The organism is Sphingobacterium sp. JUb20, assembly GCF_004342035.1.
Classification (GTDB): domain Bacteria; phylum Bacteroidota; class Bacteroidia; order Sphingobacteriales; family Sphingobacteriaceae; genus Sphingobacterium; species Sphingobacterium anhuiense.
Genome location: NZ_SLYV01000009.1, coordinates 142611 through 166613, shown reverse-complemented (window position 1 = coordinate 166613; position 24003 = coordinate 142611). Strand labels below are relative to the sequence as shown.

The following is a 24003-nucleotide window of genomic DNA, read 5'->3' as shown; positions in this document are numbered from 1 at the left end:
AGTCAGTGACAGGAAGTGCTATAAAAGAATAAACCCCGTAAATATATTTACGGGGCTCATTCTTTTCTATTTAGGATTGGTATTAAGCATATTGATGAATAGCTTCTTTGCTTTCAAGCTCCGAATGCCCCATTAGGAATTCGTCTACTTTTCTAGCACACTCACGGCCTTCTGATATCGCCCATACAACTAATGATTGTCCTTTCCTACAATCTCCAGCTGTAAAGATCTTATCTACCGAAGTCTGGTAAGCTTTATCTGTCGCTACTATATTTCCTCGGCTATCGACTTGAACACCCAGTTTTTCTGGCAATTGTTGCTCTGTATGTTGATAACCGACAGCTAAAAGAACAAGATCTGCCGGAATTTCTTTAGGCTCTGATTGACCTAATTTTGTTCTTCTACCGAAATCATCTACTTCGTATTCGACCTCTATGATCTGAACAGCTTTGACATTTCCATGGTCATCACTGATGAAGGCTTTTGTTTCGGTCGCCCAAAGTCGGTCACAACCTTCTTCTTGTGATGATGAAGTGTTGAAAGTGATTTTATCTGATGGCCATGGATTATTCTTTAATCGTTCCTTTGCAGGGATGGGTTTACGTGCGATCTGGGTAATGCTCTGTGCCAGTTGTCGATTGGAAGTACCGATACAATCCGATCCAGTATCACCGTCACCGACTACGACTACATGTTTTCCTTGGGCGATGATGTGCTCTTCCGTGTATTCAATACCACTCACTTTTTTATTCTGCTGTTTCAGAAAATCCATCGCGAAATGAACACCCTTTAATTCTTTTCCAGGAATATCCAAATGCCAAGGAACAGTTGAGCCTGTTGCTAAAATAACAGCATCAAAAGAAAGTAACTCATGGGTGGAGATGTTTTTGCCAACCTCAGCGTTTACGTTAAATTTAATACCTGATTCCTGCATCACCGAAATCCGGCGGTCAATAATTTTCTTGTCTAATTTAAAATCTGGAATACCATAACGGAGTAAGCCTCCCAGTTGATCATCACGTTCAAAAACGACAACGTCATGACCAGCTTTATTTAATTGTGCGGCTGCAGCTAAACCCGCAGGTCCTGATCCAACAATAGCAACTCTTTTATCTGTTTTAATATAACTTTTGTTAGGTTTTACATAACCTTTATTGAAAGCAATTTCAATAATATGTTTTTCAATTTCTTCAATGGTAATAGGAGAACTGTGTATACCCAATACACATGCCGATTCACATGGAGCCGGACAAATTCTTCCTGTAAATTCGGGAAAGTTATTTGTTGAGGTCAATATGTTGTATGCATCTTCCCATTTTCCATCGTAAACGGCATCATTAAACTCAGGTATTACATTGCCCAAAGGACATCCTGAGTGACAAAATGGAATACCGCAGTCCATACAACGTGCGGCCTGTGTATGCAGTTGACTATCTGTGTAACCCTTGTTGAATTCCTGAAAATTCTGTATTCTGTAAGCTACCGGTTCTTTTTGCGGAAGCTCACGATCGTATTCTTTAAATCCTGTTATTTTTCCCATGATTTTTCCTCCTGATTATGCTTCAACTAATTTTGTACGTAATACCTGTTTGTATTCTTTTGGAAATACTTTGATAAAGCTGTTTTTCTCAGCAGTCCAGTTTTCGAGGATATGTTGTGCAATTTTGCTGTTTGTGAGTAAAATATGTCTTTTTAGCAATGCAATAATTGCTGTTTCATCTTCTTGTTCCAATGGATCAAGATCTACCATTTCAGTATTGCAATTGTCTCTAAATGTTCCTTGTTTATCATAGATCCAGGCGATACCTCCGCTCATACCAGCGCCGAAATTTCTTCCAGTAGCTCCTAAGATAAGTGCACGTCCCCCGGTCATGTATTCACAACCATGGTCGCCAAGACCTTCTACTACTGCCGTAGCACCTGAATTACGAACAGCAAAACGTTCGCCGGCTTGTCCATTAATAAAGAGATGTCCCGATGTAGCACCAAATAGAGCAACATTACCGATGATGATATTTTCATGCGGTATCAATTTACTTTCTGCTTTCGGATAGATCGCTAATTGTGCACCAGATAATCCTTTACCAACATAATCATTTGCTTCACCTTCTAACTCAAATGATAGTCCTTTTGTTGAGAATGCACCAAAACTCTGTCCCGCAGAACCTTCAAATTTGTAATTGATGGTATTATCAGGTAAGCCTTCGGATCCGTATAGTTTAGAAATCTCATTCGACAATAGCGTACCGATGGTACGATCCGTATTTTTAACCGTGAAAGTTCCAAAAACTGGAGTTTTGCTTTCTAAGGCATGTTTCGCTTGTTTCAATAATCCCCAGTCTAAGATCATACCCATGCCGTGATCTTGTTCTTCAGTATTGTAAAGAGACTGATTAGGATCGTTGGGCTCAACATATAATATGCCTGAGAAATCAATTTTGGAAGCTTTCCAATGATCTATGTTCTCACGTTTTTTAAGGAACTGTGCTTTTCCTACCATTTCATTGATGGTACGGAAACCCAATTCTGCCATGGTCTCTCTGATTTCTTCGGCCATGAAGCGGAATAGGTTAACAATGTCCTCAGGTTTACCGGTGAATAATTTTCTTAATTCTGGATCTTGTGTGGCTACACCTACTGGACAAGTATTCAAGTGACACTTACGCATCATGATACAGCCACCAGCAATAAGGGCAGCAGTTGATACGCCCCATTCTTCTGCACCTAATAAGGTTGCTACAACGATGTCACGTCCAGTTTTTACCTGTCCATCTGCTTGTAGTATGATACGGCTTCTAAGTTTGTTTTTCACCAAAGTTTGGTGTGCTTCTGCTAATCCCAATTCCCAAGGTAAACCTGCGTGCTTTGTCGAACTGATCGGAGAAGCTCCTGTTCCTCCGTCAAATCCTGCTATCAGAATAACGTCGGCATGTGCTTTTGCGACACCCGCAGCAATAGTTCCAACACCCGCTTTTGAAACGAGTTTGACATTGATACGTGCAGCACGGTTTGCATTTTTTAGATCAAAGATTAATTGTGCTAAATCTTCAATCGAATAGATGTCATGATGTGGTGGCGGTGAAATTAACCCTACACCTGGGGTTGAATGTCTTGTTTTAGCAATCCATTCATTAACCTTAGGTCCAGGAAGCTGACCGCCCTCTCCAGGTTTAGCACCTTGAGCCATTTTGATCTGTATTTCGTCTGCCTGTGTCAGATAGTTGGATGTAACGCCAAACCTTGCGGATGCTACTTGTTTGATTGCAGAGCGCATCGAGTCACCATTAGGAAGAGGCTGATAACGGAGCTCATCTTCACCACCTTCTCCAGTATTTGATTTTGCACCGATGCGGTTCATCGCAATTGCCAGTGTACTGTGTGCTTCATGTGAAATAGAACCAAATGACATCGCACCTGTGGCAAAACGTTTTAAAATATCACTAGCTGGTTCTACTTCCTCTAAAGGAATTGCTGTTCTATGTTTAGCAAAATCTAATAAACCACGCAGGGTGAACATCTGTTCTTTTTGGTTGTTTATTTTTTCCGCATATCTTTTATAAGTAGCATAATCATCATTGCGACAAGCCTGTTGTAGAAGATGTACAGTATCTGGGTTCCAAAGATGTCCTTCACCTCTTCGTTTCCATTGGTAAAGACCGCCTTCAGGAAGCAATGTTTGTGGAGTACGGCTTTCTTTGAAATTCACCCAGTGTTTTGTCAATACTTCCTGTGCAATATCGTCCAAGTTTAAGCCCCCGATACGGGATACGGCACCGCAAAAATATTTGTCTACAACAGTTTTATCTAAACCTAATACTTCAAAGATTTGTGCACCATGATACGACTGCAGGGTCGATATCCCCATTTTTGAAAATATCTTTAATAATCCCGCATTTACTGCCTTTACATAGTTTTTGGAAAGTTCAGGCCATGTTAATTCGGTTTCGATTTTACTTTGTTCTTTCATCGTACGAATACTCGCAAGAGCCATGTAAGGATTGATTGCGGTGGCACCAAATGCAAGTAAACATGCGAAATGATGAACTTCCCAAGCATCTCCAGCTTCTACAACAAGACCGACAGCACCACGGTTTCCTGTTTTGATTAAATGGTGATGTACTGCAGATACAGCTAATATGGACGGGATAGGAGCATGTTGTGAATCAATGGCACGGTCTGAAAGTATCAATACTTCGAAGCCATCACGTACAGCATCATCTGCATAACGACAAAGGCGTTCTAATCCAGCTTCCAGAGAACCATTTTGACCATCTGCTCGAAAGTAAGATTGTAAAGTTTTTGCCTGAAATACACCCGTGTCTATTGACCGTAGCTTTTCTAATTCTTTCGAGGTCAATATCGGATGTTCGAGCGTAACGCAGTGACAGAATTTTTTATCTTCAATGAGTATGTTGCCTGCATTTCCAATGAATGTTGCTAGACTCATAACCAAACGCTCTCTTATTGGATCAATAGGAGGGTTTGTCACTTGAGCAAAAAACTGCTTGAAGTAACTGGATAAGTGTTGCGGTTGATCGGAAAGGATAGCTAATGGCACATCAGATCCCATGGAACCTGTTGGCTCATACCCGGTCAGTGCCATTGGTGTTAGAATTGTCTCTAAGTCTTCTCTCGAATATCCGAAAGTCTGCTGATACTTAAATACCGATTCTTTAGACAGATAGGTATAGGTAACACGAGGCTCAGCCAATTCGGTTAATTTTATTTTATAACTGTCTAACCAATCGCCATAAGGCTGTTGACGTATTAAGTCGCCTTTTACCTCTTCGTCAGATAAAATTTTACCCTGTTCCATATCGACCAAGAAAATTTTACCAGCTTGTTGTCTTCCTTTTTTGATGATCGTTGATTCATCAATAGGAAGTGCGCCTGCCTCTGAAGCAACGATGACTCGATGATCTGAAGTAATGGCATAGCGTAAAGGACGCAATCCGTTTCGATCTAGGGTTGCACCAATGGACTTGCCATCAGTAAAACAAAGAGCAGCTGGACCATCCCAAGGTTCCATTAATGTGGCGTGGTACTCATAAAATGCTCGTTTTAATGGATCCATTTGTGTATTGCCATCCCAAGCTTCAGGTACGAGCATCAACATCACATGGGAAAGGCTGCGGCCACTGTGTAATAAAAGTTCTGCAACATTGTCTAAACATGCGGAATCAGATTGACCACGGTCTACAACAGGTAATAAGATCTCCATCTCTTCTTCTGTAAAATAAGGAGACGAAAGCGCACGCATGCCTGCGTAAAACCAGTTCAGATTTCCTGTTAATGTGTTGATCTCACCATTATGCGCTAACATACGGAAAGGCTGTGCTAAAGACCAGGAAGGGAAAGTATTGGTTGAAAAGCGAGAGTGTACTAATCCAAATGCAGAAACAACTCTTGGATCGCGAAGGTCTTTAAAATAAGTGCCAACTTGGTAAGTTGTCAACTGACCTTTATAAATAATTGTTTTGCAAGATAGGGAAGCGAAGTAAAGCGGTAGTGGGTATTCTTGATATTGTTTGATTTTTTGGATAATCAAACGTCTGAGGACAAATAATTTGCGTTCAAATTCTTCAGTGTTATGTACGGTCTCGGGTCTGTCGATAAAGAATTGAACTATTTCGGGTTCAGCGCTTAATGCTGTCGGGCCTATACCTGCTCTACTTACTGGTACATCCCGAAATCCAAGGAATTTCATATCCCTTTCAGTAGCCGCTTCTTGTATAACTGTTCTGCAAATTTTGTTCATTTCAGGTTCTTTGGGTAGGAAAACCATTCCTGCTCCATAATATCCTGGTTCTTTAAGTTGTATACCCAGGTTAATACATTCTTCCCAAAGAAACTCATGTGGTAATTGGATCATAATACCTGCGCCATCTCCACTCTCTGGATCACAGCCACAAGCACCACGATGCTCCATATTTTCTAACATGGTCAAGGCATCTTTTACCTGTGCATGTGATTTTATTCCTTTAATATGCGCTACAAAACCAACCCCACAGGCGTCATGCTCAAAACTCGGGTCGTATAGCCCTTGCTGATTTGTGTTACTTTCAATCATCTTCCTATTCAATTATTACTTTGCTAATATATGAATAAAAACATAAAAATATTATAGATTTTATAAATTATTTTAAATAAGCTTATGTTATTTGTAAATAAAAAGTCTTTTATTGCTGATATTGTATTTTGTAAGAGCTTTGGGATTTGTTTTTTGAATGAGCATGTTAGGTGTTGTAATAAATGATTTGTATCATCTTAATGATTGCTGATGCAGTTTTTAAAGCGGGTTCATCAAGATTATCTGCCTTTTACTTGATTAGAGTATGCTTCACTCTTTATTCGCACTTTGTTCGGGAAGTCTTCGGTAAAGCTCTACCTTTTGTCTTCTGTTTGTCTACTGTTTCAGTATAGGCGAGGTATAGGATCGGTATAAGCAAGCCGAATCCTTTTCGAACCTTTTGCGAACGAAGGGCGAAATCAACTCTTACTTTATTCAATTGTCAATGACTGCCGTTTGACTTAAGTTCGCGTTTGCTAGGGGAGAGATAGGAGACAGGTCCCACAGTTGTTCGTGTTTTATTCGGCAGGTGTTCGCCACCCTGCCGAATACCTGTCGAATAATAGTCGAAGGGGACTCGAACCAGACTCGAAGAGTTTTCCTGCCAATGCCCTAGCAATGTCGGAGTAAGGCGAAATAACGTATGCACTTGTATGGACTTTTACGGACTTCCATGGACTTTCACGGACTTTCATTTGCGAATTGTATTCCGATCTCAATAAGAAGTCGATCGGAGACAGGTCTTTAAAAAATAATAGATTTTAGCATATAACTAATTCTGGAACGGATATGCTTTGCGCTATATTTTAGATATTCTTTATCTATCTTAGCTTTTGTTATTTTCGCTGTGAGGTAGGAAATACATAATAGTTTAAACCATGAAAATCACTGAAATAGAAATTTATAGATTAAGCATTCCTATGGAGCCTTTTGTCATTGCAACAGGCACTATGGATTTTGCACAGAACACCTTTATTCGGATTCGTACGGATACCGAAATCGTTGGGGTTGGTGAATGTTCTGCCTTTCCTATGATTGTAGGGGAAACCCAGGACACCTGTTTAGTGATAGCGCGTGACTTTGCGAAGTTATGGAAAGGTAAAGATCCTTTAAATATAGAGGAGCGTCTCGCAGAGCTAAATATGTATATAGCCGGCAATACAACAATAAAATCTGCATTTGACATGGCTTTATATGATATTGCATCAAAAAATGCAGGAGTTCCGTTATATCAATTTTTAAAAGGTATTCCACGAGAGATCGTAACCGATATCACGTTAGGTATCGCCAGTCCGGAAGAAATGGCAGCTAAGGCAAAAGAGTTGTACCGTGCAGGGGCTGTGATGTTGAAAGTGAAATTGGGCAAGGATCCTAAAACGGATATCGCAAGGATTCGGGAAATCCGTAAAGCGGTCGGCTTTGATATGCCGATTCGTATTGATGCAAATCAAGGATGGACATACGAAGGTGCTGTAGAGGCTTTGCAGGGACTGGAACCTTTTAAGATTCAGTTTTGTGAACAGCCTATGCGTACTTATTTAGATCATTTGCTTCCTGAGCTTCGTACCGAAACAACGGTTCTGATCATGGCAGATGAATCTGTTTATAGCCATCATGATGCGGAACGCTTGTGTCGTGCAGATGCCTGTGACTATATTAATATTAAATTTTCAAAATCAGGAGGCATTCATGAGGCATTAAAAATCGCCGCAATAGCAGCTGAATTTAATATTCCCTGTATGATAGGGGGGATGCTTGAAAGTCGATTGGCTTTAGCCGCGAAAGTTCATTTTGCTTATTCTGCGCCGAATGTGAAGTTTTATGATTTGGATACTTGTATGGTCGGCCATCTAGAGGATCCTGTTGTCGGTGGTATTCAATATAAAGGATATCATATTCATCTTTCGGATCTTCCGGGTATTGGTGCTGATATTAACCAGGAATTTTTGGATTCCTGTGAGCGATGGGTAATTTAAGATTGCAAATATTTTTTAACATTTGTTAAAAAATGCTTGAATAGCATGCTGTTTGGCAGACCTCCAAGCTTAAAATAAATAATATTCAGTACCTTTGCTACACTTATTATTTTATTAAAAGTAACAAAATATTATGAGTACACAAAAAGGTCCTATTTCTCAGTTTATTGAGGAAAATTACCTTCACTTCAATGCTGCGGCATTGGTGGATGCAGCTAAAGGTTATGAGGCTCATCTATTAGAAGGTGGTAAAATGTTAATTTCTTTAGGTGGTGCAATGAGTACTGCTGAATTGGGAATTTCTTTGGCTGAAATGATTCGTCAAGATAAAGTACATATCATCTCATGTACAGGTGCTAACCTGGAGGAGGATGTTATGAATTTAGTAGCACACTCACATTACAAGCGTGTTCCTAACTATCGTGACTTGACTCCAGAGCAAGAAAGAGAATTATTAGATCAACATTATAATCGTGTTACAGATACTTGTATTCCTGAAGAGGAAGCATTCCGTCGTTTACAGAAACATTTGGAAGATGTATGGCATGCAGCTGAAGCAAAAGGTGAGCGTTATTTACCACACGAATTTTTATACCAGGTGGTTAATTCTGGAGTGTTGGAACAATATTACGAAATTGATCCTAAAAACTCTTGGATTGTTGCTGCTGCAGAGAAAAACTTGCCTATCGTTTGTCCAGGATGGGAAGATTCAACGACAGGTAACATCTTTACTTCTAATGTAATCAAAGGTAAATTAAATGTTCATACAGTGAAATCTGGTATCGAATATATGATTTACTTAACAGAGTGGTACCGTGCTAACTCTTCTGGTAAGGGTGTTGGTTTCTTCCAAATCGGTGGTGGTATCTCTGGTGATTTCCCTATTTGTGTTGTTCCGATGATGTACCAAGATTTAGAGTGGGAAGATGTTCCTTTCTGGTCTTACTTCTGTCAGATCTCTGATTCAACAACATCTTACGGTTCTTACTCTGGTGCTGTTCCAAATGAAAAAATCACTTGGGGTAAATTAGATATCGATACACCTAAATTCGTAGTTGAGTCTGATGCAACTATTGTTGCTCCTTTGATTTTCTCTTATATTTTGGGTAAATAATAAGAATATGTCGAATTTACTGACTACAGACCCCATTGCTTTACAGGCATTCATGTCCGAGACTATATTCGCGACGGCCGATGCTGTAGAAGCTTTTTCGGGTCAGTCTGAATCGGTATCTTCACCTTTAAATCCTCAACAGGTTACTGCTCATCTGGAATCTGTTGAGGAATTTATATATCAAGGCTCTAAAGCAAAAGGAATTCTGTTTATCTTAAGATATCCTGCTTATCCTTACTTTTCTCCGGAAGCAGAGGAAGCATTTGTAAAGACAATTGGGGCGCTTAAGCTAACAGTTGCTGATGTTGCGGTTGTTAATTTAGCCAATGCGCACAATCCAAATGACTTTAAGCGAATCATGTCATTTTTCACTCCTAAAAAGATTATTCTTCTAGGCGTTGAGCCTTTATCATTAAAGTTGCCTGAGATTGCGCATAACTCTTATATGCACGGTCGTATTGCGACAGTCTTTAATACCTACAGTTTTGAAGAGATGTTTGCAGATATGGTTAAGAAAAAAGCTTTTTGGACTGAGTTTAAGTCATTAATTCAACATCAGAGCTAGTCTTTAGCTCGGATAATTAGCTATTTTTTCTATTATATTTAATACATTTGAATAAAATCTTATTCGGATGATTGAACTTATTTTTGCGACTAATAATGCACATAAATTGGAAGAGGTGCAGGCTATCGTAGGAAAGAAATTCCTACTTAAATCTTTGGCTGATATTGATTGCCATGAAGATATTCCTGAAACAGGTGTTACTTTTCATGAGAATGCAAAACAGAAGACAGATTATTTAGTCAATAAATATGGATTAAATTGTTTCGGAGATGACTCTGGGTTGGAAATTGATGCATTAAATGGTGAACCAGGTGTATATTCGGCCCGTTATTCTGGTAGCCGTGATATGGAAAAAAATATCAATTTGGTTCTGGAAAAGTTAGCAGGTATCGCTAATCGTACCGCTCGGTTTAAAACAGTGATTTCACTTAACCTAAACGGTCAGCAACATTTTTTTGAAGGTAGTATTGAAGGCCACATTATTGATGAACGTAAAGGTGCGGATGGATTTGGTTATGACCCTATATTTATACCAAATGGCTATAGTAAAACATTTGCGGAAATGACTGCAGACGAGAAAAATAGTATCAGTCACCGGGCAGTCGCTGTTCAGAAATTAGCAGCGTTTTTGAGTAATTAGAAATGAATATAAAACGAATATTTTTTAAGAATAAGAATTTTAAGTTTGGATATTATGTGAAAGCGAGTTTCCGGGAATATTCATTTTTGCCTTTGTTTCGATCCAAAAGAGTAGCAATGATTAACAATCTTTCTTCTTATGACCAGGCTATTGTTGATCGTCTGGCTTATTACAATAAGCTAGATGAGATTCAAACAGTGGGAGAGGGTGCTTGCTACTTAAAAAATATGAAGAGACCTAAAAAAGGTTCGGTTTATTATTTTGATCTGAAAGAATATTTACGATATTTTGACGGTGATCTTCGAATAGATATGATTCCAGGTGATGTTGTTGATATTCCCAAAACACCTGCAATTGTGAAAAGCAGACCTATTGGAGGAAATAACTGCAATTCAGTATTGCTAAATATGGATAAAGTCAGGCATTTTAATTTTATCAAAGATGAGATTGCTTTTCGAGATAAAAAAAATATGTTGCTGGGACGCGCTACAGTTCAACAGGAGCACAGAAGCCGTTTTTTTCAGATCTATTTTGATCATCCTCTGTGCGATTTAGGAGATGTCTCTAAAAAGAATCAACATAAAGGCTGGTATAAACCTGCGATTTCAATAACAGAACATCTACATTATAAATTTATACTGGCCTTAGAAGGAAATGATGTGGCGACCAATTTAAAATGGGTGATGTCATCAAATTCTATTGCCGTAATGCCAATTCCAAAGTTTGAAACTTGGTTTATGGAAGGGTTATTGATCCCTGATTATCATTATATACATATCCAAGATGATTATTCGGATTTAGAAGTGAAATTAAATTATTATATCGAAAATCCGGAAAAGGCAGAAGAAATCATTAAGAATGCACATCAGTTTGTGAAACGGTTTGAAAATCAGATGGTAGAAGATCTGGTTTCTGTCCTGGTATTAGAAAAGTTTTTTATAAAAACTGGTCAAAGAGCAGTATTATAGCAGTGAGTGTTACTTTTCAATTTAGCCAGCTGCAAATCGATGTTACTTTAATCAAGCGAACGCTAGAATAGTCTATTTTTATTTTTTTTCAAAGTAGATTGTAATAGAGCTAAAAATTTAGGAGAAAAACTATGTTAATCGATATTCAGCATCTTCATACATCTTCGCTCGAAGATGATTTTCAATCTGCTTTATATCAGATTTTTATGTTCGAAAATCCGGCAAAATTTTCGGTTGATTTTTCAAATTATTCCAGCGCGGCTTATAGTTTGGTTTTTTTATCTCCTTATCAACATTTCCAGTGGCAGGGGACAACACCGGCTTCCATTATTAAACTGGAGTTCCATGGTGATTTTTACTGCATTGAATATCATAAAAAGGAAGTTGCTTGCAATGGTTTATTATTTAACAATATCTACTTAACACCATTTGTGACTATTTCTCCGATTTTATTTACTGAAATAAAAACAATTTTTAATAAAATTGAAGTGGAGAAAGATGAAGGAAGTCCATTTTCTGAATCTGTATTAAAATCTTATCTACAACTTGTTTTGGCTCTTTGCAGTAAGGAAAAATCTCTTCAGCTTGTTCATACCGATGTTTATCAGAACGAATTGACAGTTAGTCTAAAATTTCAAGAACTGTTGGAGTCTGCTTTTCTTTTTGAGAGATCGGTGCAATTTTATGCAGATGAACTTGCTCTTGGAGTAGATTCATTCAGCAAAAAGGTTAAAAAAGAATTGGGAAAATCTCCTTCCCAATTGATCCAGGATCGTGTTGTTCTTGAAGCAAAAAAAATGTTGCATCTGACATATTTATCTGTCAAAGAAATAGCTGCAAAACTTCAATTTGAAGATGAGTTTTACTTTAGCAGGTATTTTAAGAAGAATGTTGGTATTTCTCCTTCAGGTTTTCGAGAGCGTGTAGGGATCTCCATTGTGGCTAAATAATCTATTGAATTTACCGATTTGTCCATGTCATAGCTGATTTAAAAAATGGAAGTTTGTAGCTATATCAAATATAGACAACTATGTACAGATTTATTTCTTTTCTAGCGGGACTACAAAATCAATTTATTAATTTTTTACGTTTTGCAGTCTTTCTTGTGATGGCATGGATAGGTGGTTTAAAGGCATTTCAGTACGAAGCTGATGGTATTGTTCCATTTGTAGCAAATAGTCCTGTTATGTCTTTTTTTTACAGCAAGAAGGCACCAGAGTATCAGCAGTATAAAAATCCTGAAGGTAAAACTGTTCAAAAAAATGTGGATTGGCATAATGAAAATAGGACATATCTATTTTCTTATGGCTTGGGAGCGGTTATTGTCGGAATTGGATTTTTTGTTTTATTGGGTATATGGTTTCCGAAAATAGGATTGCTTAGTGGTGTTTTGACATTTGGGATGTCCCTCGTGACTTTATCATTCTTGATTACCACGCCAGAAACATTTGTGCCAAATTTAGGTGGTGATTTTCCGACACCTCACTATGGATTTCCCTACCTTTCCGCAGCAGGGCGTTTGGTTATAAAAGATATTATTATGTTGGCAGCAGGTCTTGTGATCGCTGCAGATAGTGCTAAGCGCTTGTTGGTTTCCGAAAGACATTAACTTATTTGAAGATCATCAACAATGCGGTATTACTGATAGGCCGCATTGTTGATGATCTTTTAATTAAATCTTACTTTTTGATCGGTTCTTTATTTGGAGAAACTGCTTTAATAAGAGTGCTATCTTGTACGGCCTGCAATTTTTCTCCTTGAGCTTTACTTTCCATTTTCTGAATTTCCCGCTTAGGAGTAGTTTGTTTTTTAACTTCTTCTTGAGGCTTTTCCTCCGGTTCGCTTTCTATATTCTTAATTGTTTTCTCCTTAGGTTTTCCCTCTTTGTTTTCAGCCTCGGGAACTTTAATCTCGTCTTTTGCAACAGATCGTTTTCTATTGAGTAAATCTTCTTTTGACTTCGGTCTATCTTCCGGCCTCCAAATAAACCCCGGTAGAAATTCTTTTTCTTGCGTTAACTGGGCAATTGGGTAGACTTTACCATCAACTTTTCTAATGGAAACATACTCTTTCAATTTATTGTTTTCCATGTAAATTTTAATGCGGCTGCTGCGATCATGGAATAATTCTGTTGCTACATTGGTTTCTTCATTGACGACATAAATGATGTTTTCGGCATTTCCATCAACGAACATCCGCTCTAAACTGTTTTTATCAAAGAATCCTGTTATTTTACGGCCTTTTAACTGATTGTATTTAGCGGAGTCCAAAGTTGCATTTACCATAAATGCATTACCTACAATTAACGTATTGTCCAGTTTCTGATTCACAAATTGCAGAAAAATCGTATCACCGGATATTTGAGATTTCTCTGCCCAGATCATCGGTTTTCCCATTAGCCTAAACATAGAATCTGCCATACCATAGTAAACGGAATCTGCTACAGCTTGAAAATCGGATTTAAACATGCGCACATTATGGTATGCTTTGACAATACGGGATTTTGCTGTGTCGGGCGGAGCTGCAGGTTTTTCATGATTGTTTTTCGCAGCTTTAAGAGCTTTATTAAAGATCTGATCACTATAATCTGCTTTTGGGACGACTGCATTTTTTCGCAAAATACTGTCAGCCTTACTATTTTTCTCTAATTCAAAACGATTTAAATCTTTTACAACAGGTTTTGCTGTTGTTTTTTCAGTATTTGGACTTGCTTTTTTAGGCTCCTGTTTGGTTTTTTCTTTTAAGACAGCTTGCTTGTCTTTAATTTTCTTTTGAGGTGCATCGTTATTGATTTCCTTTTTTTCTAAGGTATCACCTTTCAGCTGCAAAGAATCTAAACCTGCTGTAAAATCGGTATCCGTACTATCATTATCGTCTCCATAATCTTCATCTACCTCTACATCTAGCTCACCACCGTCACGGCTTAGTTTGAAATTTTTGGGTATGTAGGTGCTTCGGAGAATCATTTTTGAGAACAGGGTATCTGCAGTCATAAATATAGAATCCATCTGTACAGAGTCCTTAGGTACTACTACAGGATCTAATTTGACTAGTTTATTCTCTCCCTTGTTATCATCTTTTGAGACAACTTCTTCTTTAACCTTTTTATCTTCTTTTTCTTTCTTCTTTACCTCTTTTTTGTTGGACGGATTGGTTTTTGTATTTCCAGTATTTGTTGAATCACTTTGCGTACTATCTTTTTTGACGACAGAGATGATCAAGGGCTTGTCGGTCATCGTGATGGATTCATCCGACTGTCGATATAATCCTTTGTCCCCATAGGCATAAAACTTATCAGTCGTGTCGACAAATACAACATTCCGGATCGCTTCTCCTTCTCCAGTTCGTCGGTCATAATGCAACGTATCTCCTTTTAGCATTTTACTGCCTTCGGTATATAGATTTTTCTTTGTGAAGTTTGCTACGCCGGTATTGGTATTATAATCTCCTTTTTCTGTATATAGATTTTCCCCTTTATTCCCTTTGATATTGGTAGGGGTATAGAAGTAAGTCATACTGCTAGGCGAATTATACTTCATTGAATCCGTGTATATTTTGACATTTGGTGTGCGTACGACGACTTTTTTATTGAAAAAGGCATCTTGCGTATTTTCGAAATAAGTCGCATTGGTACTCGTAATGGTATCTGTGCCACTAGTGATACGGCCGCCACCATAATAATTTCCAACACTACTTCTCATGTTATACTGCAGATGATTGGTCGTAAGTATGGAAGAACGACTGACCATACGGACGTTTTGCGTTAGCGTTGCATTTTGTGAAGCCGCATCGTAGTGAAGTTTATCCGCGAATATTTGAGTCCCGGTAGGCTGTGTAATGATCACATTGCTATAAGCTTCAAAGAACTGGCGCCCTATGTCGTCTTTATGTAAATAACCGCTATCTGCAGAGAGGGTAGATCCTTTATGTTCATAAACCGGTCTGTAAAACATTGCATTGCCTGTTTTTGAATTGAGAACACTGTAAGAAGACGACAATAAACGGAGTTCATCTTGCTGTTGTGCAGATGCTAGCATGAGGCCCAGGGCCATAAATATAAAGGACAAAAAGTATTGTTTCACAGAGACAAAAATATGTATTTTAATTGAACTTGTTGATTAATGGTAATTTTTCATTTAAACAAATATATGCTCAAAAAATATACATTATCTTTGATATATGAATTTGCTGGAAAGATTAACATTTTTTATCAAAGATAACAGCCTTTTTGAGGCTGATGATAAGATCTTGTTGACAGTGAGCGGTGGACGCGATTCGATGCTTTTGACTTTTTTATTGGCAAAGGCCGGTTATCAGATAGCTATTGCTCATTGTAATTTTAAATTACGTGGTGCAGAATCTGATCTGGATGAGTGCTTGGTTCGGGATTTCGCTGAAGGGCATGGTATCCCTTTTTATGTGAGGCATTTCGACACAGAGCAGATAGCTTCCGAAAGAGGAATTTCTATACAGATGGCTGCGCGCGAACTGCGGTATTCCTGGTTTGAAGAATTAAGAGAAGCGTTAAGTTTTGACAAAATAGCTGTTGCACAGCATTTGAATGATCATATTGAAACGGTGCTGTTAAATCTATCCCGTGGAACAGGCCTTCAAGGCCTACAGGGCATTCAGGCAAAACGCGACCGCCTGATTCGTCCATTACTGTTTCTTAAAGCAGAGGAAGTATTGCATTATGTCCAGGAATATCAGATTCCATACCGTGATGATCAATCCAACTTTTCGACAAAATATGCGCGTAATAAAGTACGTATCGACATCATTCCGCAATTTAAAAAAATGCAACCTGATTTTGAACGTATTTTTGAACAGAACATTGCTCACTTCAAGGAAAGCTATGCTTTGTTGCAACAATTCATAATACCCCTTCGTAATGACCTTTTTATAAAGGAACAAGAAGCTTGGATTATTGAAAAGGAAAAGCTTCGGAAGCATATAACGGATCTTCCCCTGTTGTATGAATTATTTTCACCATTCTGTTTTAGTAAAAGTGTGCTGACCGATCTCCAATCATGTTTTGATAAGGAATCCGGTCGATTGTTTCAATCTGAGGGATACGATCTGTTACTTGATCGCGATTTTTTGATTATTCGTGAAAAAGAGTATAAGCAGGAAGATGAAACCATTATTACTTCAGAAACTAAATCTGTATCTTGGAGAAATTATAGTTTTTGTTGTGATTATAGTCATGATGTTTCTATTGTTCGGGATAAGCAGATCGCAAAAATAGATGCTAATCTTCTGATTTTTCCTTTGACGCTAAGAGCTTGGAAAACGGGTGATTATTTCTATCCTTTGGGAATGACAGGACGTAAAAAATTGAGTGATCTTTTTAATAATTATAAGGTGAATGTTTTTGAAAAGGGAAATGTTCCAATTTTAATAAACGGTAACGGCGATATCATCTGGGTAGCAAACTATCAACTTGATAATCGATATAAAATAAGTGGAAATACAAATAAAGTGTTTATTTTAAGCTGTAAATAACATGATAAAAGAAGGACTTCTATATACTGAAAATCAATATTTGGGACGGGACCGTGTTTGGATAAGTGTACGTCTGGTACTGGCCTTGTTTTGTTTTACAGCTGTTTATCTCAACATAGATCAATTACTTTCCAGTCAATTGTTTTTTTTAGTCGGAATAGCGATCATTATTACCTCTGTAGTCATGATGTATCTATTGCTGTACCGTATCGAAGTTTTTGAAGGAAAGGTGATGTTGAGTGGCTTATGGACTACGCGCTTAGTTAAAATTGAATTGAGTTCAATTGTTAAGGTGGAAAAAAAACCATTTAGTAAGTTTTTCTTCAATAATCCTGTTTATAATCTACATATTAATGGTAAGATTAAGTTTTATGCAGGTGGGAAAGATGCGGTATGGTTAACAGATAAAGATGGTCTGGTGTACGTAATTGGTACGCAACGTCAAGAGGAATTATTTCGTGCAATTGAGACAGCAAAGTCCAAAACGAACCCTTAAAAATTGTTAAATCGAATATACTGACATTTTTAAGACAACTGTTTTGAACGAGATTCTTTATTTTTGATTAAAATGACAACGAATATAAAGTTATGGCAGGATTATTAAAATTTTTATTGATTGCATTCGCTGTATGGTATTTAGTTAAATTCTTAATTCGATTAATATTACCATTTGCAATGCGTAAGGCTGCAGAAAAGCTTATGAAAAAAGCGCAGCAACAAGGTGGCTCTACCTATACCAATGGTGGTGGCTCGTTCCATTATGAAACATTTGGTCAAAATAATAACAGTTCGCAATCAGCTCCAAAAACAGATGGTCGTATATCGGTAGATTATGTTCCACCTAAACAAGAGTCAAAAAGAAAAGTGGCTGACAATGCTGGTGAATTTGTGGATTTTGAAGAAATAAAATAGATGAGTTGCTACGCTAAATAGCGTATCTTTGTGCTATGTGGTTGCGTCAGCTTTCAGTTTTAAATTTTAAAAATTATTCAGAGTCTTCTTTAGAATTCCTACCGGAGGTAAATGCTTTTGCGGGGGATAATGGTGTTGGTAAAACCAATCTTTTGGATGCTATACATTATCTTTCCCTATGTAAAAGTTATTTTAATCCCATCGACTCGCAACATATTAAACAGGGCCAAGACTGGTTTATGTTGCAGGGTTCATTCGAAAAAAACGAATTTCAAGATGTTATTTCCTGTAGCATCAAACGTAATCAAAAGAAACAATTTAAGAAAAATAAAAAGGATTATCCTAGATTGGCTGATCATATCGGTCAGTTTCCTTTGGTAATGATCTCTCCTAATGATACCCTAATTATTACTGATGGCAGTGAAGAACGCCGTAAATTTATCGATAATGTCATCTCGCAGACAGATAATAAATATCTGGATACGCTTATTATTTACAATAAAATCATTGCCCAGCGTAATATGCTACTAAAGCTGGCCAAACAAAGTGGGGTATTGGATCTTGGTCTTGTTGAAGTGCTAAACATGCAACTCGATGAAGTTGGTACTGTCATTTATAATAAACGTATTGCTTTTATGGCTGAATTTCAGCCAGAATTTGATCGGCATTACTTATACCTGACTGAAAATGCAGAGACTGTCCAGCTTGTCTATGAATCTCCTTTGATGGAAGATTCATTTTTGAACATTTTGGAAAAGAACCTGGAACGCGACCGGGCACTGGAGAGAACCACAGTGGGTATACATAAAGATGATCTAATTTTCACCATCCACGGAGGTATGCCCTTGAAAAAATTTGGTTCTCAGGGTCAGCAAAAATCATTTTTAATTGCACTAAAATTAGCACAGTATTCCTTTTTTCAACAAAAGAAAGGCTTTAAACCGCTATTGCTTTTGGATGATATTTTTGACAAATTGGATGATAAACGTACGCACAAACTGATGCAGATGGTATCTGATGATGAATTTGGTCAAATTTTTCTAACAGATACAGATGCAAAAAGAATTAAGCGAATTTTTGATGCGATTGCCAGTCCAGTGCGTATCTTTGACATAGCAGGAGGTGAAGTTTATGTATAATAAGAAGTATAAGGGCGGATTGGAATATATTCGTTCGAGTGATGATATCACAATAAAAGAGGCGATTGACCGTCTTTTGGATGCTTACAAATTGAAACGTAAATTTGAAGAAACTTCTATTCTGGCAGTATGGCCAACGTTGATAGGTAAGGCTATTGCCAATCGGACAAAACAGATCTATATTAAAGACAAAAAACTCTTTGTAAAGGTCGAGTCTGCTGTAATTAAAAATGAACTTGTTTTAATGCGCAGGCAGATATTGGGACGAGTCAATGAGCATGTTGGTCACGTCATCGTTGAAGAACTTGTCGTTTTATAATTTAATTTTCAAATCTTCAGTATTAGGAGATGAATACATTTTTTCAAGATCAAATTGCGAAGCTTTTTGATGTTTCCCCCAATAATCTGACCGCCATATTATCTTCTTTTGTCGAAGAGGATCTTTTAAAAGGAACATATTTTTTAGAACACGGTAAACGCTGTGATCGATTGAGTTTTATTCAGTCGGGTATTGTCCGCGTGTTTAAAGAAAATGCTTCAGGCGAGGTTACGCAATGGATAGGGCAGGAGGGGTACTTCGTTACTGACTTATCTTCGTTTCTTTTTGATGAGCCTGCCAGATGGAGTATTCAGGTCTTAGAGGATACGAAGTTACTTTCCATTTCTAAACAGGATTATCTTTTATTTGAACAGCAGATCCCTGATTGGAATCGGTTGGAAAAAAGATTTATAGCGAAATGTTTTTTACAATTGGAAGATCGCATATATAACTTTATAGCGCATACGGCAGAAGAACGCTATCATTTATATTTTGAACAGCATAAAGCGCTGTTTAACCGAGTGCCGCTTCAATACATTGCGTCTGTACTGGGTATGTCTCCAGAAACATTGAGCCGAATAAGAGCAAAAATTAATTCTTGATAAAAGTCAAGTGTATGGTTATTTGAATATACTAGTTTTGGTATATGAAAGCACATATCGAACAGACAATTACTATTAATACATCAATCGAATTAGTTTGGAATGTATTAGCTGATTTTAATAGTTACTCTATCTGGAGCCCTACAATTAAGAATTTTTTTTCTATTCCAAGCGTTGGAGAAAGATCTAAGGTTAGATTGGAACAGCCTGATGGACCAAGTATGACCATGAATCCGATATTTTTAGTTATCAATCCTCAGAAGGAGCTTCGTTGGAAGGGCAGTCTTTTTATTCCAGGTTTGTTCGATGGCGAACATTATTTTATACTCGAAAAAAAATCCGATCATGAAACAGTTGTGACTCAAGGTGAATACTTTTCAGGAGTGTTGGTTTATTTTTTTCGAAAAATGATTTATGGTGTAACCTCCAATGGTTTTAAGTCTTTTAATGAAGCTTTAAAGAAACAGGTGGAGAACAGGAATATTTTATAGATATTCCTCTAAGTTTCCTTTGCCAGCTCTGATAACTTCAAATTCGCCCTCTGTAAGGTCAACTACTGTAGAAGCAACATTATCACCATAACCACCATCAATTACTAAATCGACTAGATTTTCATATTTTTCATGGATCAATTCTGGATCTGTTGAATACTCTAGAATGTCATCTTCATCTCGAATGGAGGCTGTAACAATGGGATTACCAAGCACACGTACGATTTCGCGTACGATATTATTATCAGGAACACGGATACCCACTGTTTTCTTTTTGGAACTTAATAATTTTGGAACTTGACTGCTGGCATTAAAGATAAATGTAAATGGACCTGGAAGGGCTTTTTTTAATACTCTAAAAACGGTTGTATCAAATGGTTTGGTATACAAAGATATATCTGTCAAGTCATAGCAAATAAAGGATAGATTGGCTTTATCTGCCTTTAATCCTCTAATTTCACAAACTTTTTCTATTGCTTTCTGATTTGTAATGTCGCATCCTATACCATAAACCGTATCGGTGGGGTAGATGATGACTCCACCTTTTTTTAGAACGTCAACAACTTGCTGTATTGACTTTTCATTGGGGTTATTATCGTAAATTCGGACTAACATAACGTTGAGATATAGTACTAAATTACAAATTATTTATAGATAAAAGAAAAACGGTCAAAACTGGATATGTTTTGACCGCTTTCTATCGTATTGTTATCGATTAAAATTCTGCGTTGTTCGGTGTACGAGGGAACGGAATAACATCTCTAATATTGGTCATTCCTGTTACAAATAATACCAAACGCTCGAATCCTAGTCCAAAACCGGAATGCGGAGCTGAGCCATAACGACGTGTATCTAAGAACCATTCCATTTCTTCCGCAGGGATGTTGACTTCAGCCATACGTGATAATAACTTATCTAAATTTTCTTCACGTTGTGATCCGCCCACCATTTCACCGATTCCCGGGAAAAGAATATCCATCGCGCGTACTGTTTTGTGTCCATTAGCATCTACATCATTTTGCTTCATATAAAATGATTTGATCTCCGCTGGATAATCAATCAGGATCACCGGTTTTTTATAATGTTTCTCTACTAAATAACGTTCGTGCTCGGATTGTAAATCAGCTCCCCATTCATCAATTAAGTATTTAAATTGTTTCTTTTGATTTGGTTTACTGCGTTTCAATATGTCGATCGCTTCTGTATAGGTTACGCGTTCGAAATCATTATTCAGTACAAACGTTAATTTATCTATTAGATTTAATTCTGCTCTTTCTGCCGCAGGTTTATTTTTCTCCTCTTCTAATAAACGTGTTTTTAAAAATTCAATTTCTTCAGGACAGGTATCCAGCGCATACTTGATGACATACTTCAACAAATCTTCTGCTAAATCCATGTTATCTTCCAACTCATAAAATGCCATTTCTGGTTCAATCATCCAGAATTCTGCTAAGTGACGGGTTGTATTAGAATTTTCAGCTCGGAAAGTTGGACCAAAGGTATAGATATTCCCAAGGGCCATAGCCGCTAATTCACCTTCTAATTGTCCTGATACGGTTAGATTAGTAGATTTACCAAAAAAGTCTTCTTTAAAATCAATATCACCATTTTCTGTACGTGGAATATTATTAAGATCTAATGAAGTTACACGGAACATTTCACCAGCACCCTCTGCATCAGAACCAGTAATAATTGGCGTATGCATGTAAACAAAATCTTTGTCATTGAAGAATTTGTGAACAGCAAATGCTAAGGCATTACGAACTTTAAAGACAGCATTGAATGTCGTTGTACGGAAACGTAAGTGAGCGATTTCACGTAAAAATTCTAAGCTGTGTTTTTTCGGTTGCAAAGGATATTTTTCAGCATCTGAATCACCTAAGATCGTCAACTCATTTACTTTGATCTCAACTTTTTGACCTTTACCTTGTGATTCAATTAAATTTCCTTTTACGCGTAATGCAGCACCTGTTGTGATCCTTTTTAATAAAGCATCGGGTGTGTTTTCAAAATCAACTACTGCTTGGATGTTGTGAATGGAAGATCCATCATTGATTGCTATAAATTGATTGTTTCGGAAAGTTTTAACCCATCCTTTAACAATAACTTCATGCCCAAATTCAGTGGCATTTAATAATTCTTTTATACGTGTATGTTCCATTTTTATTGTGGCATTTCAAATCAGGTCTAAATAATAGATCAGGATCTTATTTTTTTGTATGAAACTCAAAAATAGGGTATAATTTATAAAAATCCTTTATTTATTTAGAAATATTCGGTATTTGTTTTAATTAAAAAAGCCTCTGAGATTTTCAGAGGCTTTTGATATTGTTTTAAAGGGAAGATTATCCTTTTAATACTTTAGTTACTAATTCAGCAGCTTCTTGTAATTGAATTGCAGAATAAACTTGTAAGCCTGAATCATCAATTAATTTTTTCGCTTCAGCAGCATTTGTACCTTGAAGACGTACGATAATTGGCACAGGAATATTTCCGATTTCATTATAAGCATCGATTACACCTTGCGCAACACGGTCACAACGAACGATACCACCGAAGATGTTAATTAAGATTGCTTTTACATTTGGATCTGATAAAATGATATTGAAACCGGCTTTTACCGTTTCAGCATTTGCAGTACCACCTACATCTAGGAAGTTAGCAGGCTCACCACCAGCAATTTTGATGATATCCATAGTTGCCATTGCAAGACCAGCACCATTTACCATACAACCTACGTTACCGTCAAGTTTTACATAGTTTAAGTTAGATTTACCAGCTTCAACTTCTGTAGGATCTTCTTCCGTTACATCACGTAATGCTGCATAATCCGGGTGACGGTATAATGCGTTCTCATCTAAGTCTACTTTCGCATCTACAGCTAAGATTTTATCATCAGATGTTTTTAATACAGGATTGATTTCGAACATAGAAGAATCTGTTGAATCGTATGCTTTATATAAAGCAGCAACAAATTTCACCATTTCTTTATGTGCACCACCAGTTAAGCCTAAGTTGAAAGCAATTTTACGTGCTTGGAAACCTTGTAAACCAACTTTAGGGTCGATTTCTTCTTTGAAGATTAAGTTTGGAGTTTTCTCTGCTACTTCTTCAATATCCATTCCACCTTCTGTAGAATACATAATGATATTACGACCTTTAGCACGGTCTAATAACACAGATACATAAAATTCTTTAGTTTCACTTTCACCAGGATAGTAAACATCTTGAGCAACTAATACTTTATTTACTTTTTTACCTTCAGCGCCAGTTTGAGGAGTTACTAATTGCATACCGATGATATCTGTAGCACGTTGTGATACTTCTTCTAGGTTTTTAGCTAATTTAACGCCACCACCTTTACCGCGACCACCAGCATGAATTTGAGCCTTGATTACAACCCAGTCAGAATTGTATTCTTCTTTCAATTTTTTAGCAGCTTCTACAGCTTGCTCTGGAGTTTCAGCAACAATACCTTCTTGTACTCTTACGCCAAAACTTTTAAGTATTTCTTTTCCTTGATATTCGTGAATGTTCATTGCAAAAATGTTTGTGTTGTAAAAGTATTATTTTTTAAGTGAATGGTCAAGTTCTGAAGCATAAATTTAGCTTAAATTGACTTTTATTATATACTACTTGGCGGATATGGAGTTAAAAGGTCTTGATTTATTCAAAGGTTTTGTTCATAAAAAATATTTAACT

20 protein-coding genes are annotated in these 24003 nt (G+C 37.2%); 14 read left to right on the top strand and 6 right to left on the bottom strand.

Annotated features, from left to right (window positions below; all coding sequences use genetic code 11):
* Positions 1-82: 82 nt before the first annotated feature.
* Together EDF66_RS16260 and gltB are read right to left on the bottom strand one after the other, a co-directional pair.
* Complete coding sequence (locus EDF66_RS16260) at positions 83-1540, bottom strand: glutamate synthase subunit beta (protein ID WP_132843770.1); 1458 nt, start codon at positions 1538-1540, stop codon at positions 83-85.
* A gap of 15 nt (positions 1541-1555) precedes the next feature.
* The gene (gene gltB / locus EDF66_RS16255) at positions 1556-6070 is read right to left on the bottom strand and encodes a glutamate synthase large subunit (RefSeq protein WP_132843768.1); all 4515 of its coding nucleotides are present in this window, start codon (positions 6068-6070) and stop codon (positions 1556-1558) included.
* Positions 6071-6948: 878 nt separating this feature from the next.
* On the opposite strand from gltB, the gene EDF66_RS16250 reads away from it, so the two are divergent.
* From EDF66_RS16250 to EDF66_RS16220, 7 genes are all read left to right on the top strand, one after another.
* Positions 6949-8046: a mandelate racemase/muconate lactonizing enzyme family protein gene (locus EDF66_RS16250; RefSeq protein ID WP_132843767.1), complete on the top strand. Its 1098-nt coding sequence runs from the start codon at positions 6949-6951 to the stop codon at positions 8044-8046.
* Positions 8047-8179: 133 nt separating this feature from the next.
* Positions 8180-9160 (top strand): deoxyhypusine synthase family protein, encoded by a 981-nt coding sequence (locus EDF66_RS16245; protein WP_021188785.1) that lies wholly within the window; start codon positions 8180-8182, stop codon positions 9158-9160.
* A gap of 7 nt (positions 9161-9167) precedes the next feature.
* Positions 9168-9725 carry a hypothetical protein gene (locus EDF66_RS16240; RefSeq protein WP_132843765.1) on the top strand — a complete coding sequence of 186 codons (558 nt, stop codon included), beginning with the start codon at positions 9168-9170 and terminating at the stop codon, positions 9723-9725.
* 67 nt (positions 9726-9792) lie between these two features.
* Entirely contained in the window at positions 9793-10365 is a 573-nt protein-coding gene (locus tag EDF66_RS16235) for a non-canonical purine NTP diphosphatase (RefSeq protein WP_132772372.1), read from the top strand.
* A 2-nt stretch (positions 10366-10367) separates the two neighbouring features.
* Positions 10368-11333 carry a glycosyl transferase family 90 gene (locus EDF66_RS16230; RefSeq protein ID WP_132843764.1) on the top strand — a complete coding sequence of 322 codons (966 nt, stop codon included), beginning with the start codon at positions 10368-10370 and terminating at the stop codon, positions 11331-11333.
* 131 nt (positions 11334-11464) lie between these two features.
* The gene (locus EDF66_RS16225) at positions 11465-12283 is read left to right on the top strand and encodes a helix-turn-helix domain-containing protein (RefSeq protein WP_132843762.1); all 819 of its coding nucleotides are present in this window, start codon (positions 11465-11467) and stop codon (positions 12281-12283) included.
* A gap of 80 nt (positions 12284-12363) precedes the next feature.
* A complete protein-coding gene (locus EDF66_RS16220; protein WP_132772366.1) occupies positions 12364-12942 on the top strand; it encodes a DUF417 family protein in 579 nt (192 codons plus the stop codon).
* Positions 12943-13012: 70 nt separating this feature from the next.
* On the opposite strand, the gene EDF66_RS16215 is transcribed toward EDF66_RS16220, so the two are convergent.
* On the bottom strand, positions 13013-15370 hold the full coding sequence (locus EDF66_RS16215) for an OstA-like protein (RefSeq protein WP_243656068.1): 2358 nt from the start codon (positions 15368-15370) through the stop codon (positions 13013-13015).
* 142 nt (positions 15371-15512) lie between these two features.
* On the opposite strand from EDF66_RS16215, the gene tilS reads away from it, so the two are divergent.
* The 7 genes from tilS to EDF66_RS16180 all read left to right on the top strand — a co-directional run bounded on the left by tilS (position 15513) and on the right by EDF66_RS16180 (position 20301).
* The gene (gene tilS, locus EDF66_RS16210) at positions 15513-16838 is read left to right on the top strand and encodes a tRNA lysidine(34) synthetase TilS (RefSeq protein WP_132843759.1); all 1326 of its coding nucleotides are present in this window, start codon (positions 15513-15515) and stop codon (positions 16836-16838) included.
* A gap of 1 nt (position 16839) precedes the next feature.
* Entirely contained in the window at positions 16840-17334 is a 495-nt protein-coding gene (locus tag EDF66_RS16205; protein WP_132772360.1) for a hypothetical protein, read from the top strand.
* A gap of 92 nt (positions 17335-17426) precedes the next feature.
* Positions 17427-17750 carry a DUF4834 family protein gene (locus tag EDF66_RS16200; protein WP_021188792.1) on the top strand — a complete coding sequence of 108 codons (324 nt, stop codon included), beginning with the start codon at positions 17427-17429 and terminating at the stop codon, positions 17748-17750.
* Positions 17751-17785: 35 nt separating this feature from the next.
* Positions 17786-18889, top strand: coding sequence for a DNA replication/repair protein RecF (gene recF, locus EDF66_RS16195; protein WP_021188793.1), 1104 nt, complete (start codon positions 17786-17788; stop codon positions 18887-18889).
* Complete coding sequence (locus EDF66_RS16190) at positions 18882-19208, top strand: DUF721 domain-containing protein (protein WP_021188794.1); 327 nt, start codon at positions 18882-18884, stop codon at positions 19206-19208. Before recF ends, EDF66_RS16190 begins: the two co-directional genes overlap by 8 nt.
* Before the next feature lie 29 nt (positions 19209-19237).
* Positions 19238-19810 carry a Crp/Fnr family transcriptional regulator gene (locus tag EDF66_RS16185; RefSeq protein WP_132843757.1) on the top strand — a complete coding sequence of 191 codons (573 nt, stop codon included), beginning with the start codon at positions 19238-19240 and terminating at the stop codon, positions 19808-19810.
* Between the two features lie 44 nt (positions 19811-19854).
* Positions 19855-20301 (top strand): SRPBCC domain-containing protein, encoded by a 447-nt coding sequence (locus EDF66_RS16180; protein ID WP_132843756.1) that lies wholly within the window; start codon positions 19855-19857, stop codon positions 20299-20301.
* Here EDF66_RS16180 and EDF66_RS16175 read toward each other — a convergent pair.
* From EDF66_RS16175 to sucC, 3 genes are all read right to left on the bottom strand, one after another.
* Entirely contained in the window at positions 20296-20916 is a 621-nt protein-coding gene (locus EDF66_RS16175) for an L-threonylcarbamoyladenylate synthase (protein WP_021188797.1), read from the bottom strand. The genes EDF66_RS16180 and EDF66_RS16175 overlap by 6 nt on opposite strands.
* 100 nt (positions 20917-21016) lie before the next feature.
* Positions 21017-22462, bottom strand: coding sequence for an asparagine--tRNA ligase (asnS, locus tag EDF66_RS16170; protein WP_132843754.1), 1446 nt, complete (start codon positions 22460-22462; stop codon positions 21017-21019).
* 184 nt (positions 22463-22646) lie between these two features.
* The gene (gene sucC / locus EDF66_RS16165) at positions 22647-23840 is read right to left on the bottom strand and encodes an ADP-forming succinate--CoA ligase subunit beta (RefSeq protein WP_132772350.1); all 1194 of its coding nucleotides are present in this window, start codon (positions 23838-23840) and stop codon (positions 22647-22649) included.
* Between the last annotated feature and the right edge of the window lie 163 nt (positions 23841-24003).